The following is a 17,564-nucleotide window of genomic DNA, read 5'->3' as shown; positions in this document are numbered from 1 at the left end:
GTGAGCGGGCCGAGGGGCGCAGCCCCGGAAGAAACGGTGAAAGGGCGGGGCGGGGAGCAGAACCCGTGGGAGCAAACCCCGCCTAGCGGGCGACGGCCGCAACCTCCTCCAAAAACCCCAACGCCACCCGCCAAGCCCGCTCCGCCGCCTCCCCATCAAAATCCGCCAACCCCTCATCCGTGAACAAATGCCCCGCACCCCCATACCGATGCACCTCCACATCCGCCCCCGCCCGCCCCATCCGCAGATACCACGCGTTCAGCCAGTCGTGCGGCTCGAACGGATCCGGATCGGCGACGTGCAGCTGCACCGGAAGCTCGTCCACCGAAACATCGTCCGCCAGATCGGACGTCCCGTGGAAGAGCAGCAGACCCCGCGCCCGCTCGTCCCCCAGCGCCAGGTTCTGCGCGATCGACCCGCCCAGCGAGAACCCGGCGTACACCAGCCCCCGCTCCGACAGCGGCGCCGCGGCCGCGATCGCCCGCCGGAGCAACTCCTCCCGCCCGATCTCCTCCTTGATCGCCATCCCGTCCTCGACGGTCTCCGCCGTACGCCCCTCGAACAGGTCGGGCACGTGCACCTCGTACCCGGCCCCGCGCAGCCGCTCGGCCGCCGCGTGGACGGCCGGGCGCAGCCCGTAGGCCGAATGGAACAGAACAATCGTGGTAGGAGACGCCACCGGAGTCACTTCCTTGCAGGCTGGATCACGTGGCCTCCATCGTGCCAGCTGCGGCAGAAGGAGGCGCGTCCCGGCAAGAACGCCGGAAGGAGGGCAGAAGCCCATGGCGGAGGACGTGCTGCGCCCCCTCGCGGTCGTCGCGGGCGCCGTACTCGTCACCCTGCTCGTCGGCTGGGCCGCCGACCGCACGGTCCGCGGCATCGCCGAGCACCACCCCGAAGCCCCGCTGTGGCGGCTGCTGCGCCGCTGCCGGACGCCCCTGCGCCTGGTGCTGTGCGCGGCGCTGCTGCGCGCCGGCCTCGGGTCCGCCGAGCTGTCCGACGACGGCGAGGAACCGGCCGCCCGGCTCCTCGATCTCGCCCTGATCGGCGCCTGCGCCTGGCTCGCGGCCCGTGTGGCCACCGCCGCCGTCGAGGCGGGGTACGCGCGCTACGCCGCCGGCGACCGCGATCCCGCCCGGATGCGCCGGGTGCGGACGCAGGTCACGCTGATCCGCAGAATCGTCACGGCGGCGATCTGCGTCATCGCGCTCGCGGCGATGCTGCTGACGCTGCCCGGCATGCGCGCCGTCGGCACGTCCGTCCTGGCCTCGGCCGGACTGATCGGCGTCGTGGCCGGTGTGGCCGCCCAGTCCACCCTGTCCAACGTCTTCGCCGGGCTGCAGATCGCCTTCGGCGACATGGTGCGGATCGGCGACACGGTCGTGGTGGGCGGCGAGTGGGGCACCGTCGAGGAGATCACGCTCACCTACCTCGTGGTGACCACCTGGGACGAGCGCCGGATCACGATGCCGGTCTCGTACTTCACCGGCCGGCCCTTCGAGAACTGGTCACGCGGCAACCCCCGGATGACGGGCACGGTCTTCCTCCATCTGGACCACTCCACCCCGCTGGACCTGCTGCGCGAGCGGCTGCACCAGATCGTGAAGGACGCCCCGGAGTGGGACGGGCGGGCCTGGAGCCTGGTCGTCACGGACACCACGCCGTCCACCCTCCTCGTACGGGCCCTGGTGACGGCCCGGGACGCCGACGACATCTGGACCCTGCGCTGCCTGGTGCGCGAGCAGCTCGTGGAGTGGCTGCGCCGCGAGCACCCGTACGCGCTGCCGCGGATCAACACCGCGCCCGCGCCCGGCCTGGAGGACGCTCCGGACCGCCGGCAGACCCCGCCGACCTCGGGGGACATCGGCCCGGGCCCGGGCCCCGACTGAACCCTCCCCTATCCCCCCAGACCCGCTCACATCCCCCGCAGCGACCGCACGTCCAAGTGCCGCAGCACCCGGTCGACCACCTCCGGATCCATCCACGGCTCGCTCCGCGCCTCGAGCACCGCGTGCCGCGCCGCCGAGAGCAGATCGGCCTGGATGCGCTGGACGGCGTGCAGCCGTTCGACGCGCTGGGCGTGCGCCTCGCGCCGTTCCTCGTCGACCATCTCGGGACTGATGCGGGCGCCGACGTCGTAGGCGCGCCGGTGCAGCATCTCCCTCAAGTCCTCGGAGAGTTCCTCCTCCCGCTCGATCTCCAGCAGCCGGTGCCTGGCCGCCTTGGCGGCGCGGATGGCCAGCTGCCGCTCCAGCTCCCGGGTCCAGTCGGAGTCGGCGCGCACCCCGAGCAGCCCGACCAGCCGGGGCAGCGTCAGGCCCTGGACGACGAGCGTGGCGATGATGACGGCGAAAGCGATGAAGAGGATCTCGCCCCGGGCCGGGAAGGGCGCCTTGTCGTCCGTGGTCAGCGGGATGGCCAGGGCGAGCGCCACGGAGGCCACGCCGCGCATCCCGGACCACCACATCACGAGGGTCTCCCGCCAGTTCGTCAGGACCTCCTCGTCGACGTCGCCGCCCTTGTGCAGCCGCTTGGCCAGCCAGGCGGCGGGCAGCAGCCACACCAGCCGCACGCCGATCACCACGGCGACGACGACGCCGCCGATGCCGAGCAGCTCGCCCCAGCGGCCCGAGGCGGTGGCGACGGCGTTGTGCAGTTCGAGGCCGACGAGGCCGAAGGCGACGCCGGTGACGAGGGTGTCGACGATCTCCCAGAAGGTGTGCCCGGCCAGCCGCCCCAGGACGTCGTCGGCGTCGCTCGCGAACTCGGCGAGGTAGAGCGCGGTGGTCAGCACCGCGAGCACCCCGGAGCCCTTGAACGACTCGGCGAGGGCGTAGGAGACGAACGGCACCAGCAGGGTGAGCCCGATCTGGAGCGTCGCGTCGCCGAGGATGTCCATCAGCCGTTTGGTCCCCCAGCCGAGCAGCAGCCCGACCGCGAGGGCCACCACGGCGGAGAAGACCAGCTCGACGACCGCCCTCGGCAGCGAGAAGCTGCCGCTGACGGCCGCCGCGATCGCCACGTGGTAGAGCACGATGGCGGTGACGTCGTTGAAGAGCCCCTCGCCCTCCAGGATCGAGACCAGGCGGCGCGGCAGCCCCAGGGAGCCCGCGACGGCCGTCGCGGCGACGGGGTCGGGAGGGGCGACGAGCGCGCCCAGCGCCACGGCCGCGGCGAGCGAGATCCCCGGCACGATCATGTTGGCGACGGCGGCGACCGCGGCGGTGGTGACGAAGACGAGCGCCACCGCCAGCAGGAAGATGGGCCGGCGGTTGGCGGCGAACTGCCGCCAGGAGGTGCGCTGGGCGGAGGCGTAGAGCAGCGGCGGCAGCACCAGCGGGAGGATGAACTCCGGCGGGATGTCCACGTTGGGCACGAACGGCAGCAGGGCGAGGACGATCCCGCCCAGCGTCATCAGCACCGGCGGCGGCAGCCCCAGCCGGTCCCCGAGCGGCACCGTGACGAGCGCTCCGAGCAACAGGACGAAGAGCAGGGCCAGCTGGTCCACGAGTGCCCTCCGCGCCGCGTGGGGAACAGTCGTTCACCTCAGCGTGCCATGGAACGGGCGCTACAGCCCCTCGGTCACCAGGGCCTTGGTCATCGCCCGGTGCGGGATCCCGCTGCCCTCGTCGAACTCGGGCCCGTGCACCGCGTACCCCAGCCGCTCGTAGAAGCCCAGCGCGTGCGTCTGGGCCTCCAGGTAGACCCGCCGGAGCCCGAGCCCCCGCGCCTCGGCCTCGACGGCCCGCACCAGGGCGGCCCCGACCCCCGTGCCCCGCGCGGCCCGCACCGTGGCGAGCCGCCCGAGCACGGCCGTGACGTCGTCGTCCACCCCGGCCCGGCCGTACTTGCGCCGCGCCGCCGCGCCGTACAGGAAGCGCACCGTGCCGAGCGGCCCGTTCGCCCCGTCGGCCAGCAGATGCACCGCCTCGGCGTCGTACGCGTCCAGCTCCTCCGCCTCGGGGACGCCCTGCTCGGCGACGAACACCTCGCGGCGCACCGCGAAGCACTCCGCCAGCCGGTCGGCCCCGACGAGGCGGATCCTCACGCGCTCTCCGCGCGCACCGTCTCCAGCGCGTACCGCAGGTCCTCGGGGTACTCGCTCTCGAACTCCACCCAGCGCCCGTCCGAGGGGTGCTCGAAGCCGAGCCGCACGGCGTGCAGCCACTGGCGGGTCAGCCGCAGCCGCTTGGCCAGCGTCGGGTCGGCGCCGTACGTCAGGTCGCCGACGCACGGATGCCGGTGGGCGGACATGTGCACGCGGATCTGGTGCGTACGCCCGGTCTCCAGCTTGATGTCGAGCAGGCTGGCGGCCCGGAACGCCTCGACGAGGTCGTAGTGCGTGACGGACGGCTTGCCGTCCGCGATCACGGCCCACTTGTAGTCGTGGTTGGGGTGACGCCCGATGGGGGCGTCGATCGTCCCGCTCATCGGGTCCGGGTGCCCCTGGACGAGCGCGTGGTAGCGCTTGTCGGTGATCCGCTCGCGGAACTGGTGCTTGAGGTGGGAGTAGGCCCGCTCGGACTTGGCGACGACCATCAGGCCGGACGTGCCGACGTCCAGCCGGTGCACGATGCCCTGCCGCTCGGCCGCGCCCGAGGTGGAGATCCGGTACCCGGCGGCGGCGAGCCCGCCGATCACGGTGGGACCGGTCCAGCCGGGGCTCGGATGCGCGGCCACCCCGACCGGCTTGACGATCACGACGATGTCCTCGTCGTCGTGGACGATCTCCATGCCCTCGACGGGCTCGGCGACGACCTGCACCGGCGCGGGCGGCGCCGGCAACTCGACCTCCAGCCAGGCCCCGCCGGTCACCCGGTCGGACTTCCCGGCCTCGGCCCCGTCGAGCTGGACCTTGCCCGCGGCCGCGAGCTCGGCCGCCTTGGTCCGGGAGAACCCGAACATGCGGGCAATGGCGGCGTCGACGCGCTCGCCCTCCAGACCGTCGGGTACGGGCAGGGCGCGGATCTCGGGAATCGTGCTCACCCGTCGAGTATGCCGGACGGGTGACCACACCCCGCACCGAGCCGGGCCCGGCGGTCAGTCCCGGTGGACCGAACCGTCCGGGTCGAGCCCCCGGAAGGAGAGGATCACGATGAGGATGCCGCCGCAGACGATCCCCGAGTCGGCGAGGTTGAAGACCGGCCAGTGCCAGACGGCGATGAAGTCCACCACGCCGCCCTCGAAGCCGCCGGGCGCCCGGAAGAGCCGGTCGGTGAGGTTGCCCAGCGCGCCGCCGAGCAGCAGGCCCAGGGCGATGGCCCAGGGCAGGCTGTAGAGCTTGCGGGCGATGCGGGCGATCACCACGATCACCGCGGAGGCGATGACCGTGAAGATGATGGTCATCCCCTCGCCGATGCCGAAGGCGGCGCCACGGTTGCGGATCACGTTGAACTGCAGCCAGCTGCCGATCAGCTCGACCGGGTCGTGGTGCTCCAGCTTGGCCACCACGGCCACCTTGCTCAGCAGGTCGAAGAGGTACGCGCAGACCGCGACCGTGATCAGCACGCCGAGCCGGCGCCTGCCCAGGGGGGCACCGCCGCCGGCCGCGGGCCCGCCGGTCTCCTCGACGTCCCCCGCCGCACGGGGGGACCTTCCGGTCTGTTCCGCCTCTGTCACGTGAGTCCTTCGCTCCTGCCCGTGGCCCCCGCACTGCTGTGTCCGATGGGGCTCGGGTGCACTGCCCGGCTGAGGACGAGGGTACGGCACGCCATCCTCGCCGGGGTCAGCGACGTTCCTGCCGCTGCTTGCACTCGACACACAGCGTCGCCCGGGGAAACGCCTGCATGCGGGCCTTGCCGATGGGCCGGCCGCAGTTCTCGCAGAGCCCGTACGTGCCCGCGCCGAGCCGGCCGAGCGCGCGCTCGGTCTGGTCCAGCATCTCGCGGGCGTTGGCGGCGAGCGCCAGCTCGTGCTCGCGCGCGATGTTCTTCGTCCCCGTGTCCGCCTGGTCGTCCCCCGCGCCGTCGCCGGAGTCCCGCATGAGCCCGCTGACGGCCTCCTCCGCGTTGTGGATCTCGCCGGTCAGCCGGAGCACCTCGCTCTCCAGGACGGCGCGCGCCTCGGCGACCTCGGCGGCCGTCCACGGCTCCTCCCCGGGCCGCACCGCCAGCCCCTCCTTCGCCCGCGCGGCGGGCACCTTGGCGAGCACGTCCTCGGCCTTCTCAGCAGCCACGGTCCCGACTCCCGTCTCCTGGGGACCTCCCGCCGCACCGGCCTTCGGGCCGGACGCGGCGGCCTTCCCGGCCGTACGCACAGCGGACGCCGATCCGGCGGCCTTCTTGCCCACCGCCTTCTCTCCCACCGCCTTCTTGGCAGGAGCCTTCTTCGCCGCAGCCTTCTTGGCCACCGCCTTCTTCGCCGCCTTCTTCGCCGCCTTCTTGGCGGGTGCCGCTACGGCCTTCCCCGAGGCCGAGGCCCCCTCGGCGGCGGTCTTCTTCGCCGGCGCCTTCTTCGCACCACTCCCCGACGCGGCCTTCTTGGCCGGAGCGGCCCCCGCACCGGCCTTCTTCGCCGGCGCCTTCCCGGCCTCGGACGCCTTCGCAACGCTCTTCTTGACCGCCTTGGCCGCCGTCTTCTTCACGGCAGCCTTCTTCGCCGCACCGCCGCTCCCCGACGCCGCCTTCGTCCCCACGGCCTTCTTGGCCGAGGCGCCCGCACCCCCGGCCTTCTTCGCCGCCGCCTTCGCGCCGCCCGCGCCCCCGGAGGCGACCTTCTTGCCCGACGCCTTGGCCACGGCCTTGGTCACGGCCTTCTTCGCCGACGCGGCCGCCGCGAACACCCGCGCGCCGACAGGCCGCCCGCGAGCCACCCGCGCCCGCCCGGCGAGGGCACCCGCACCCGCGACCCCCGTCGAGGATTCCTGCGCCATGGCCGCGACCCCTTCACATTTTATGATCTTGCGCGCGAATCGTGCGGGAACGATAAATCGCCCCAACGCACGCGGCAACGGGGCACGCCGGTCCCCACCCTTGTGCCCCGCTCCCGGCCCCGTAACCGACGGCCCCGAACCGGGCGCCGCCCGTAGCCGATATCCGGTCGGCCGACCCGCGCCACGCCCCGTACACTGTGGGGGTCCCCCCTGCTCCAGCGAAGCCGAGAGTTCGGGGGAACAGCGAAAGGCGTGGAAGGGACGAGTAACGCCGTACGCAGCCATCAGCGATCCGGGGACGGTGCGAGCCCGGGGGCGTGCGCGGCGCGAAGATCAGCCCGGAGCCGCCGGAAGAAAGCCCTGTACAGGGTCAGTAGAACCGGCATCGCGACCCCAATGAGGGGGCCTGGGGCCATGCGGCCCACGGCCAAGGAGGGTGGTACCGCGGGAGCGAGCAACGCGTCTCTCGTCCCTCCGACGGACAGCGCACAACCGTCCCGCCGGAGGAAGCCGATGACGCAGTACCGCCAGGTACCCGCTCAGGTCGACCTGCCCGCCCTGGAGCACGCCGTGCTCGAGTTCTGGCGCGAGCAGAAGATCTTCGCCCGTACGCTCGAACAGTCCGAGGGCCGCCCCGAGTGGGTCTTCTACGAGGGCCCGCCCACGGCGAACGGCATGCCCGGCGCGCACCACATCGAGGCCCGCGTCTTCAAGGACGTCTTCCCGCGCTTCCGCACGATGCAGGGCTACCACGTGGGCCGCAAGGCCGGCTGGGACTGCCACGGCCTGCCCGTCGAGCTCGCCGTCGAGAAGGAGCTCGGCTTCTCCGGCAAGCAGGACATCGAGGCGTACGGCATCGCCGAGTTCAACGCCAAGTGCCGCGAGTCCGTGACCCGGCACACCGACGCGTTCTCCGAGCTGACCACCCGCATGGGCTACTGGGTGGACCTGGACGACGCGTACCGCACCATGGACCCGGACTACGTCCAGAGCGTCTGGTGGTCGCTGAAGGAGATCTTCGACAAGGGCCTGCTGGTCCAGGACCACCGCGTGGCCCCCTGGTGCCCCCGCTGCGGCACGGGCCTGTCGGACCACGAGCTGGCGCAGGGCTACGAGACGGTCGTCGACCCGTCCGTCTTCGTCCGCTTCCCGCTGACCTCCGGCCCGCTCGCGGGCGAGGCGTCCCTCCTCGTCTGGACGACGACCCCCTGGACCCTCGTCTCCAACACGGCCGCCGCCGCGCACCCGGACGTCACCTACGTCGTCGCCACCGACGGCACCGAGCAGCTGGTCGTCGCCGAGCCGCTGCTGGAGAAGGCCCTCGGCGAGGGCTGGACGGCCACCGGCCGGTCCTTCACCGGCCGCGAGATGGAGCGCTGGACGTACGAGCGCCCGTTCGCCTTCGTCGACCTCGAGAACGCCAACTTCGTCGTCAACGCCGAGTACGTGACGACCGAGGACGGCACCGGCATCGTCCACCAGGCCCCGGCCTTCGGCGAGGACGACCTCAAGACCTGCCGCGCGTACGGCCTCCCGGTCGTCAACCCGGTCCGCACCGACGGCACCTTCGAGGAGGAACTCCCCCTCATCGGCGGCCAGTTCTTCAAGAAGGCCGACGAGGCGCTCACCGCCGACCTGGACGCCCGCGGCCTGCTGTTCAAGCACGTCGCGTACGAGCACAGCTACCCGCACTGCTGGCGCTGCCACACGGCGCTGCTCTACTACGCGCAGCCGTCCTGGTACATCCGCACCACCGCGATCAAGGACAAGCTGCTCGCGGAGAACGAGAAGACCAACTGGTTCCCGGAGTCGGTCAAGCACGGCCGCTTCGGCGACTGGCTGAACAACAACATCGACTGGGCACTCTCCCGCAACCGCTACTGGGGCACCCCGCTGCCCATCTGGCGCTGCGAGCAGGACCACCTCACCTGCGTCGGCTCCCTCGCCGAGCTCTCCGAGCTCACCGGCACCGACCAGAGCGGTCTCGACCCGCACCGCCCGTACATCGACGACGTCACCTTCCCCTGCCCGACCTGCCGGGAGACCGCGACGCGCGTCCCCGAGGTCATCGACGCCTGGTACGACTCGGGCTCCATGCCGTTCGCCCAGTGGGGCTACCCGTACAAGAACAAGGAGCTCTTCGAGAAGCGCTACCCGGCGCAGTTCATCTCGGAGGCCATCGACCAGACCCGCGGCTGGTTCTACACCCTGATGGCCGTCGGCACGCTCGTCTTCGACAAGTCGTCGTACGAGAACGTCGTCTGCCTGGGCCACATCCTCGCCGAGGACGGCCGGAAGATGTCCAAGCACCTGGGCAACATCCTCCAGCCGATCCCGCTGATGGACCAGCACGGCGCGGACGCCGTCCGCTGGTTCATGGCGGCCGGCGGCTCCCCGTGGGCCGCGCGCCGCGTAGGCCACGGCACGATCCAGGAGGTGGTGAGGAAGACCCTCCTGACCTACTGGAACACGGTCGCCTTCCAGGCCCTCTACGCACGCACCGCCGGCTGGTCCCCTTCCTCCGCCGACCCGTCCCCGGCCGACCGCCCCCTGCTGGACCGCTGGCTGCTCGGCGAGCTCAACACGCTCACCGAGCAGGTCACCCAGGCCATGGAGGCCTACGACACCCAGCGCGCCGGCAAGCTGCTGTCCGCGTTCGTGGACGACCTGTCCAACTGGTACGTCCGCCGCTCGCGCCGCCGCTTCTGGCAGGGCGACGCGGCCGCTCTCCGCACCCTCCACGAGGTCGTCGAGACGGTCACCCGCCTGATGGCCCCTCTCGTCCCGTTCATCACCGAGCGCGTGTGGCAGGACCTGGTCGTCCCGGTGGACCCCCAGGCCCCCGGGTCCGTCCACCTGACCACCTGGCCGACGGCGGACACCGCCCTCATCGACCCGGAACTGTCGCGCCAGATGGTCCTGGTCCGCCGCCTGGTCGAACTGGGCCGCGCCACCCGCGCGGAGTCCGGCGTCAAAACCCGCCAGCCCCTCTCCCGCGCCCTGGTCGCCGCGACCGGCTTCGACACCCTCTCGGACGAACTGCGCACCCAGATCACCGAGGAGCTCAACGTCTCCTCCCTCGCCTCCCTCTCCGAGGTGGGCGGCTCCCTGGTCGACACCACGGCCAAGGCCAACTTCCGTGCCCTGGGCAAGCGTTTCGGCAAGGGCGTCCAGGCGGTGGCCAAGGCGATCGCGGCGGCGGACGCGGCGGCGCTCTCCCTGTCCCTCCGCGAGGGCAACGCCTCAATCGAACTGGACGGCGAGACGGTGGCTCTCTCCCCGGACGAGGTCATCATCACCGAAACCCCCCGTGAGGGCTGGTCGGTGGCCTCCGACTCGGGCGCGACGGTCGCCCTCGACCTGGAGATCACCCCGGAACTGCGCCGCGCCGGCCTGGCCCGCGACGCGATCCGCCTCATCCAGGAGGCCCGGAAGAACAGCGGCCTCGACGTCGCCGACCGCATCGCCCTCCGCTGGCAGTCCACCGACGAGGAGGTCCGCACCGCCCTGGCCGACCACTCCTCCCTCATCGCGGACGAGGTCCTGGCGACGGACTTCGCGACGGGCGAGGCGGACGACACGTTCGGCGCGCCGTTCGAGGACGAGCCCCTGTCCCTGACGTTCCGCCTCCGCAAGGCGTAACGCTCCCGCGCGGCACCCTCGGACGGGCTGAATTGGCGTGCCAATTCAGCCCGTCCGGCGTTTGAGGACGAACACGGTGAAGCCGCATTGCAGGCCCAAGGCAATGCAGCAAAACCACCAAACGCATCCGCGCCACGAGACACATGGGCGCCCCCGCCAGAGGCACAACCCCACCGAGCGCAGAAATACAGGGGTACACCCGGCCAAGCCGCAGGGGTACAGAAACGCAATCCCACCGAAGGCCACAAGGGCGCAGCCCACCAAGGCCGCAGGGGTACAGGCGCCGGGCCGTCCCACTCGTTGTCACGACGTGCAGCCCACCAAGGCCGCAGGGGTACAGGGGCGCAAACCCCACCAAGGCCGCAGAGGCACAGGACCGCAGCCCCACCAGGGGCGCAACCCCACCAAAGCCGCAGGGGCCCAGGGCCGCAGCCCCATCAAAGACACAGGGGCGCAGCCCCGCCGGAGGCACAGAGCCGCCGGAGGCGCAGGGGCACAGCCCACCAAAGACGCAGGGGCACAAGGGGTGCAGGGGCGCAGGGGGCGGAGCCCCCCGCCACCGCGCGGCGAAGCCGCGCCCGCCCCTCCCGGGCGGAGCCCGGAAGAAACGGTGAAAGGGCGGGCCAGGGGCATCCCTCCCACAGCAACCACCCCCGCACCCGCACATCCACCACACCCACACCCACACCAAACGGGCCGGGCCCCTGGGAAAACCCCAGGGACCCGGCCCGTATTGATCGCCCGACGACCAACGCCCTAGAGGGCGCGCCCCGTCAGTTGTCGTCCTCGTCGATCAGAAAACCCCGCATCGGCGAAGGAGCCTGCATCGGCTGCGGCCCCTGCGGCCGCACCGGCGCCATCGGCTGCGTCATCGCGGGCGACATCTGCTGCTGCCCGCCGTACGACGCGTTGCCCGACTGCCCCGGACCGCCACTGCCCATGGACGAGTTGCCACCCATGCTGTGACCACCCATGCCCGCACCGGCCGACGCCATGGACCCGCTCATCGAGGGGGCCGGCGGCAGCGACGGGGCGCCGGAGGCGCGCGGCGGGGCCAGCGAGTCGTCCGCCTGGTTCTCCAGCTGACGCAGCTGGCTCTCCAGGTAGGACTTCAGCCGCGTGCGGTACTCGCGCTCGAAGCCGCGCAGGTCCTCGACCTTGCGCTCCAGCGTGGCGCGCGCGGACTCCAGCGAGCCCATCGCGACACGGTGCTTCTCCTGCGCGTCCCGCTCCAGCGCGTCGGCCTTGGCGCGGGCATCCCGCTCCAGGCCCTCGGCCCGGCTGCGGGCCTCGCCGACGATCTTGTTGGCCTCGGAGCGGGCCTCCGCGATCGCCTGATCGGCCGTCTGCTGCGCGAGCGAGAGCACACGGGCCGCACTGTCGCCGCCCGGACCCTGACCCGGCTGGGGCAGCTGGGGACCGGGGCCACCCATCGGACCGCCCTGACCCATCGGACCGGGACCACCCTGACCCATGGGGCCGGGGCCACCCTGACCCATCGGACCGCCCATGGGGCCGCCCTGGCCCATGGGGTTCTGACCCATCGGGCCGCCCATCGGGCCGTTCTGGCCCATGGGGTTCTGACCCATGGGACCCGCGCCGTGCGGGCCCTGGGGACCGTGGCCGTGTCCGCCCGGCCCGGCCGGCAGCTGCGGGGCACCACCCGGCAACTGCGGCGGGCCGCCCATCTGCTGCTGGTTCGGCGGCACCGGCTGCGGGCCGGATATGGCAGCGGGCACGGGAGCCCCGGGACCGGTCCGCTGGTCCTGCGGCTCCGGCTTGCGCATCCCCTGCTGCTGGTTCTGCGCCGCGGCACGGGTCGCCGCCGCCAGCTTGGCGCGCAGGTCCTCGTTCTCCCGGAGCAGGCGGGTCAGTTCGGCCTCGACCTCGTCCAGAAAGGCATCGACTTCGTCCTCGTCATAGCCTTCTCGGAGACGGACGGTCGTGAACTGCTTGTTCCGCACGTCCTCGGGGCTCAGCGGCATCTCTTCTTCACCTCAACGTAGTCGTCGGCAATCGGCAAGACCGTATCGTTCACAGCCGCGTTCACAGCCGCTCCACGACGGTGATCAGGATGTAGACGATGATCATCAGTACGAAGAAGGACAGGTCGAGCGCCACGCCCCCGAGACGCAGCGGCGGGATGAACCGCCGCAGAAGCTTGAGTGGCGGATCGGTGACAGTGTAGGTCGCCTCAAGCACGACCACCATCGCCTTACCGGGTTGCCACGAGCGGGCGAACTGGAAGACGTAATCCATCACCAACCGGAAGATGAGCACGATCAGGAAGACGTACAGCGCGATGTAGATCACCTGCCGTGCGATGTCCATCCCGCGCTTCCCTCTCCCCTTACCGTGCCCGGCCCATTTGACCGTCACTCACCGGCATTGCCTGATTGTGCGTCTCTAGCTCTGGTTGAAGAACCCGCCCTCTGCGATACGGGCCTTGTCCTCCGCCGTGACATCGACGTTAGCAGGAGACAGCAGGAACACCTTCTGCGTCACCCGTTCGATGCTGCCGTGCAGACCGAAGACCAGACCGGCGGCGAAGTCGACAAGTCGCTTCGCGTCGGTGTCGTCCATCTCGGTCAGATTCATGATCACCGGGGTGCCCTCGCGGAAGTGTTCCCCGATGGTACGGGCCTCGTTGTAGGTCCGGGGGTGCAATGTCGTGATGCGGTAGGGCTCCCGCTCGGACACAACTTTGGGCATGATCACCGGTGCGTTCTTCTCCAGGGAGTGGCGTTCGGGTGTGATGGACGACACGGGGGCGATTCGGGCGGGTCGTCCGGTTTCTGCTGTCAGCGGAGCGGGTTCGCGCTGCGCCGGCGGCTGGGCGACTCGAACCGGTTCGTCCGGTTGCGTCTGTTGGGCCTGGTGCTGCTGCCGGCGCCGGTCGGGCTCCGGCTCGGGCTCGAACTCGTCATCGGGGTCGAATCCCCGGCCGTCGTACCCATCGTCCTCCACGAGGCCGAGGTAGACCGCCATCTTGCGCATCGCGCCGGCCATTCTCTGCGTCCTCCGCTCTGTGGTGGATCGGCTCCTCTAACGGCGCTGGATCCACTTGGTCTGCCCGGCTTTTGACGGGAATGACCATATTTTGTGCTGTGGTCCGACTCTTGGCGACGTTACCCGAGCCGTGGTCGGCTTCCGAGTACCGCTGTGCCGACGCGTACATGTGTCGCACCCGCCGCCACGGCGTCCTCCAGATCAGCGCTCATTCCTGCGGACACCATGTTCGCAGCAGGATGGGCCGCGCGCAGGTCCGTTGCGATTTCCCGCAGCCGCTCGAACGCCGCCCGGGGCCGCCCCGCATACGGTCCGGCCAGCGGAGCCACCGTCATCAGCCCGGCCGGGCGCAGCCCCTGGGCCTCGGCGAGCGCGTCCGCCAGGGCCACGACCCCGTCGGGCGCGACCCCTCCCCGGCCACCGGCATCCCCGGTCTCCACGTCCAGCGCGACCTGGATCAGACAGTCCAGTTCCCTGCCCTGACGGACCGCCGCCGCGGAAAGCGCCGTGACCAATCTGACCCGGTCAATGGAGTGCACGACATCGGCATAATTGACTACGGACTTTACTTTGTTGGTCTGCAATTGACCGACGAAATGCCAGGTAAGGGGCAGGTCCGAGCATTCCGCGGCTTTCGGCGCAGCGTCCTGGTCGCGGTTCTCCGCGACGTGACGGACCCCCAGCTCGGCCAGGAGGCGGACGTCGCTCGCGGGGTGCGTCTTGGTGACCACGATGAGGGTCACCTCTTCACGCTTTCGGCCCACGGCCGCGCACGCGGCGGCGATACGTTCCTCCACCCGGGCGAGATTCTGGGCCAATTGGGTTCTGCGGTCCGTCATCGCCCGGACTCCCCTTCCCCGGCGTCCGCGGCGTGACCGCCTTCGAGCCATACGTAACTGGCGAGCCGTCCCGTGACCCGTTCGCGCCGGTACGAGAAGTGGTCCGCCGATTCCAGCGTGCAAATGTCCGATTGCGTGACGGCGCTGACGCCCGTTCGGCCGAGCTGGGCCCGGACGCCGGCGGCCACGTCCACCGCGGGGGTGCCGCCACGGGTGGTGGCCCATGACTCCGGGACCGCCTCGGCGACCTCGGCCCGCATCGCCTCCGGCACCTCGTAGCAACCGCCGCAGACCGAGGGACCGAGGTGGGCGACGATCCGGGCCGGGTCGGCGCCGAGCCGGGTCATCGCCCCGACGACCGCCGGCACCACTCCGGCGACCAGACCGGGCCGCCCGGCGTGCGCCGCGCCCGCGACCCCGGCGACCGGGTCGGCGAGCAGGACCGGGGTGCAGTCGGCGGTGAGCACCGCGAGTGCCAGGCCCCGGCGGGCCGTCACCACCGCGTCGACGGAGGGGATCGTCCCGCCCGGGGCCCACGGCCCGTCCACCACGGCCACGTCCTTGCCGTGCACCTGGTTCATCCAGACGACCGCGGCCGGGTCGAGGCCGAGCCAGCGCGCCGCCCGCTCCCGGTTGGTCCGGACCGCGGCGGGGTCGTCGCCGACCGCGCCGCCCAGGTTGAGCTCCGCATACGGAGCGGCGCTCACCCCGCCCCACCGGTCGGTGGAGGCGAAGTGCGCGCCGCTCACATGGGCCACATCGGGCCTGCCCCGGGTGTGCGGGGCGGAATTTCCTATCACCGGGGTCACTTCAGACCGCGTCACTTCAAGAAGTCGGGAACGTCCAGTTCCTCGGCGGTCGAGTCCTGGTACGGACGGGCCGGCGGAACCTGCGGGGAGGCGGCCGGGGGCGGCGGGACCTCGGCGACCGGAACCGGTTCCGGGGCCGGCTCCTCGGTGCGCGGGGTCACGCCGCCGAGACCGCCGAAGGCCGGACGGGCCGGCTCGGCCGGCGGGGCCTGCCGGCCGGCGGCGGACGGCGCCGGGGCGCTGTTCTCCTCACGGCCGTAGGACGAACCGAGCACCTTGTCGCGGTTCTTGGCCGGCGGCTGGCCGCCGTCGAAGCCGGCCGCGATGACGGTGACCCGGACCTCGTCACCCAGGGCGTCGTCGATGACGGCACCGAAGATGATGTTGGCCTCGGGGTGGGCGGCCTCGCTCACCAGCTGGGCGGCCTCGTTGATCTCGAACAGACCGAGGTCCGAGCCGCCGGAGATGGAGAGCAGCACGCCACGGGCGCCGTCGATGGACGCCTCCAGCAGCGGCGAGGAGATCGCCATCTCGGCGGCGGCCACGGCACGGTCGTCGCCGCGCGCCGAACCGATGCCCATGAGCGCGGAACCCGCCTCGGACATCACGGACTTGACGTCGGCGAAGTCGAGGTTGATCAGGCCCGGGGTGGTGATGAGGTCGGTGATGCCCTGAACACCCGACAGCAGCACCTGGTCCGCGGACTTGAACGCGTCGAGCACGCTCACCTGGCGGTCCGAGATGGACAACAGCCGGTCGTTGGGGATGACGATGAGGGTGTCGACCTCGTCGCGCAGGCTGGCGATGCCGTCCTCCGCCTGGTTCGCGCGGCGGCGGCCCTCGAAGGTGAACGGGCGGGTGACCACACCGATCGTCAGGGCGCCCAGCGAGCGCGCGATGTTGGCCACGACGGGAGCGCCGCCGGTGCCGGTGCCGCCGCCCTCGCCCGCGGTGACGAAGACCATGTCGGCCCCCTTGAGGACCTCCTCGATCTCCTCGCGGTGGTCCTCGGCGGCCTTGCGGCCGACGTCCGGGTTCGCGCCGGCGCCGAGGCCCCGGGTGAGCTCCCGGCCGACGTCGAGCTTGACGTCGGCGTCGCTCATCAGCAGGGCCTGTGCATCGGTATTGATCGCGATGAACTCGACGCCCTTGAGACCGACCTCGATCATCCGGTTGATGGCGTTGACGCCACCGCCGCCGATGCCGACGACCTTGATGACTGCGAGGTAGTTCTGCGGTGCTGCCACGTCGAAGGCCTCTCGCCTCGAGTTACGTATGCCTGGAGGACGGTTCGCAATGCCAACCCGAACCCTAACGTTGAAGTTTAGGGTTACCCGTGCCACTGTTCCCTGGGTTCTCGGAACAGGACACTAAGTCGACAAGTGGTGCGTGTTCAACGAACACGCCGAACCTCCCGTTTTTCTTTTCACCCTATGTGATCACCCATAGGCGTAGCCAACCAGGGTGCTGCCCGGCCCCACCGGGCGTCAACTCCCCGACGCCGCGGGGGCGCCCGGGGCGCTGACGTCGAAACGCTTCGCACCGCCCGCCGCCTTCATCAGCGCCGTCAGCGAACGGGCCTTGGCGTCGCCCCGCTCGCCGCTGCCCCAGACGACGGTCCGACCCCCCGTCAACTCCACGGTGATGGAGTCGTACGAGCGTACGCGGATGACGAGGGTGTCACGGCGCACGTCCGCGGGCAGGGACGCCGAGGCGCGCACGCCCTCGCGCTCCAGGCGCGCGCGGCCGAAGTGGCGGATGCCCGGCGAGTCCTCCGGGGCCTCCATCACCAGCCGCGGCACCTTGGCGGGAGCCCGATCGACTGTGGCGAACCGCACGCCCATACCGTCGATTTCGATAAACTTCCCGCCCTTTTCGAGGATCGCTTTCGGCTGACGTTCGGTCACTTCCAGCCGGATCCCGTGCGGCCAGGACCGTCCGACGTCGACCGACTCGATCCGCGGCAGCCGCTCGCGCAGCCGGTCCGCGATGGCGTCGGTGTCCACGGACACCAGCGGCTCGCCGAGCGGTACGGCGGCGGCCTCGCGCACCTCGTCGGCCGTCAGGACCTCGGTGCCCCCGACCTCGACGTGGGTGGCGCGCAGCCAGCCGGAGCCGTACAGGACCCAGACGACGCCCGTGCCGAGCAGCGCGGCCGCGACCGCCGCCAGGATCAGCCGGGTGCGCCGCGAGAGCCCCGCGAGCGCGCCGAGGCGGCCCGCGCGGCCCCTTCCGGCACCCGCCCGCCCCCGGGGGCGGGCGGGCTTCCTCTTGGGCCCCCTGGGGGGCCGGGAGGAGCCGGCCGACGACTTCGGCGCCGGCTTACGGTTCCGTTCGCCGCCGCGCCGGGCGGTCGTCGGTCCGGCCACGCTGCTCAGCCTCCTGCCTGTGCGG

General features: G+C 71.6%; 15 protein-coding genes. 2 read left to right on the top strand and 13 right to left on the bottom strand.

Going from position 1 to position 17,564, the window contains the following annotated elements; genetic code table 11:
• Nucleotides 1-82 precede the first annotated feature (82 nt).
• Nucleotides 83-679 carry a dienelactone hydrolase family protein gene (locus tag I5Q34_RS18640; RefSeq protein ID WP_277965342.1) on the bottom strand — a complete coding sequence of 199 codons (597 nt, stop codon included), beginning with the start codon at nucleotides 677-679 and terminating at the stop codon, nucleotides 83-85.
• Between the two features lie 103 nt (nucleotides 680-782).
• Here I5Q34_RS18640 and I5Q34_RS18635 point away from each other — a divergent pair, with 103 nt between their 5' ends.
• On the top strand, nucleotides 783-1,889 hold the full coding sequence (locus tag I5Q34_RS18635; RefSeq protein ID WP_199893463.1) for a mechanosensitive ion channel family protein: 1,107 nt from the start codon (nucleotides 783-785) through the stop codon (nucleotides 1,887-1,889).
• A gap of 26 nt (nucleotides 1,890-1,915) precedes the next feature.
• On the opposite strand, the gene I5Q34_RS18630 is transcribed toward I5Q34_RS18635, so the two are convergent.
• From I5Q34_RS18630 to I5Q34_RS36090, 5 genes are all read right to left on the bottom strand, one after another.
• A complete protein-coding gene (locus I5Q34_RS18630) occupies nucleotides 1,916-3,508 on the bottom strand; it encodes a Na+/H+ antiporter (RefSeq protein WP_199893462.1) in 1,593 nt (530 codons plus the stop codon).
• Nucleotides 3,509-3,568: 60 nt separating this feature from the next.
• Nucleotides 3,569-4,048 (bottom strand): GNAT family N-acetyltransferase, encoded by a 480-nt coding sequence (locus I5Q34_RS18625; protein ID WP_199893461.1) that lies wholly within the window; start codon nucleotides 4,046-4,048, stop codon nucleotides 3,569-3,571.
• Nucleotides 4,045-4,986: an RluA family pseudouridine synthase gene (locus I5Q34_RS18620; protein ID WP_199893460.1), complete on the bottom strand. Its 942-nt coding sequence runs from the start codon at nucleotides 4,984-4,986 to the stop codon at nucleotides 4,045-4,047. Before I5Q34_RS18620 ends, I5Q34_RS18625 begins: the two co-directional genes overlap by 4 nt.
• A 54-nt stretch (nucleotides 4,987-5,040) precedes the next feature.
• Nucleotides 5,041-5,619 (bottom strand): signal peptidase II, encoded by a 579-nt coding sequence (gene lspA, locus I5Q34_RS18615; RefSeq protein WP_199893459.1) that lies wholly within the window; start codon nucleotides 5,617-5,619, stop codon nucleotides 5,041-5,043.
• A gap of 106 nt (nucleotides 5,620-5,725) precedes the next feature.
• Nucleotides 5,726-6,871 carry a TraR/DksA family transcriptional regulator gene (locus tag I5Q34_RS36090; protein WP_374193041.1) on the bottom strand — a complete coding sequence of 382 codons (1,146 nt, stop codon included), beginning with the start codon at nucleotides 6,869-6,871 and terminating at the stop codon, nucleotides 5,726-5,728.
• 513 nt (nucleotides 6,872-7,384) lie between these two features.
• Between I5Q34_RS36090 and ileS the strand changes: the two genes are divergently transcribed.
• Nucleotides 7,385-10,513: an isoleucine--tRNA ligase gene (gene ileS, locus I5Q34_RS18605; protein ID WP_199893458.1), complete on the top strand. Its 3,129-nt coding sequence runs from the start codon at nucleotides 7,385-7,387 to the stop codon at nucleotides 10,511-10,513.
• A gap of 773 nt (nucleotides 10,514-11,286) precedes the next feature.
• Here ileS and I5Q34_RS18600 read toward each other — a convergent pair.
• The 7 genes from I5Q34_RS18600 to I5Q34_RS18570 all read right to left on the bottom strand — a co-directional run bounded on the left by I5Q34_RS18600 (nucleotide 11,287) and on the right by I5Q34_RS18570 (nucleotide 17,539).
• Entirely contained in the window at nucleotides 11,287-12,498 is a 1,212-nt protein-coding gene (locus I5Q34_RS18600) for a DivIVA domain-containing protein (protein WP_199893457.1), read from the bottom strand.
• Between the two features lie 61 nt (nucleotides 12,499-12,559).
• On the bottom strand, nucleotides 12,560-12,844 hold the full coding sequence (locus I5Q34_RS18595; RefSeq protein ID WP_199893456.1) for a YggT family protein: 285 nt from the start codon (nucleotides 12,842-12,844) through the stop codon (nucleotides 12,560-12,562).
• A gap of 75 nt (nucleotides 12,845-12,919) precedes the next feature.
• Entirely contained in the window at nucleotides 12,920-13,522 is a 603-nt protein-coding gene (locus tag I5Q34_RS18590; RefSeq protein WP_199893455.1) for a cell division protein SepF, read from the bottom strand.
• 119 nt (nucleotides 13,523-13,641) lie between these two features.
• Nucleotides 13,642-14,361, bottom strand: a complete 720-nt coding sequence (locus I5Q34_RS18585) for a YggS family pyridoxal phosphate-dependent enzyme (protein WP_199893454.1) — start codon at nucleotides 14,359-14,361, stop codon at nucleotides 13,642-13,644.
• The gene (pgeF, locus tag I5Q34_RS18580; protein WP_199893453.1) at nucleotides 14,358-15,119 is read right to left on the bottom strand and encodes a peptidoglycan editing factor PgeF; all 762 of its coding nucleotides are present in this window, start codon (nucleotides 15,117-15,119) and stop codon (nucleotides 14,358-14,360) included. Before pgeF ends, I5Q34_RS18585 begins: the two co-directional genes overlap by 4 nt.
• A 62-nt stretch (nucleotides 15,120-15,181) precedes the next feature.
• A complete protein-coding gene (gene ftsZ / locus I5Q34_RS18575; RefSeq protein WP_199893452.1) occupies nucleotides 15,182-16,417 on the bottom strand; it encodes a cell division protein FtsZ in 1,236 nt (411 codons plus the stop codon).
• A gap of 240 nt (nucleotides 16,418-16,657) precedes the next feature.
• Nucleotides 16,658-17,539 carry a cell division protein FtsQ/DivIB gene (locus I5Q34_RS18570; protein ID WP_199893451.1) on the bottom strand — a complete coding sequence of 294 codons (882 nt, stop codon included), beginning with the start codon at nucleotides 17,537-17,539 and terminating at the stop codon, nucleotides 16,658-16,660.
• Between the last annotated feature and the right edge of the window lie 25 nt (nucleotides 17,540-17,564).

Origin of the sequence: Streptomyces sp. AV19, from assembly GCF_015999245.1 — a bacterium.
GTDB lineage: Bacteria > Actinomycetota > Actinomycetes > Streptomycetales > Streptomycetaceae > Streptomyces.
The sequence above is the reverse complement of the archived record's forward strand: the minus strand, read 5'-3'. Positions and strand labels throughout refer to the sequence as shown.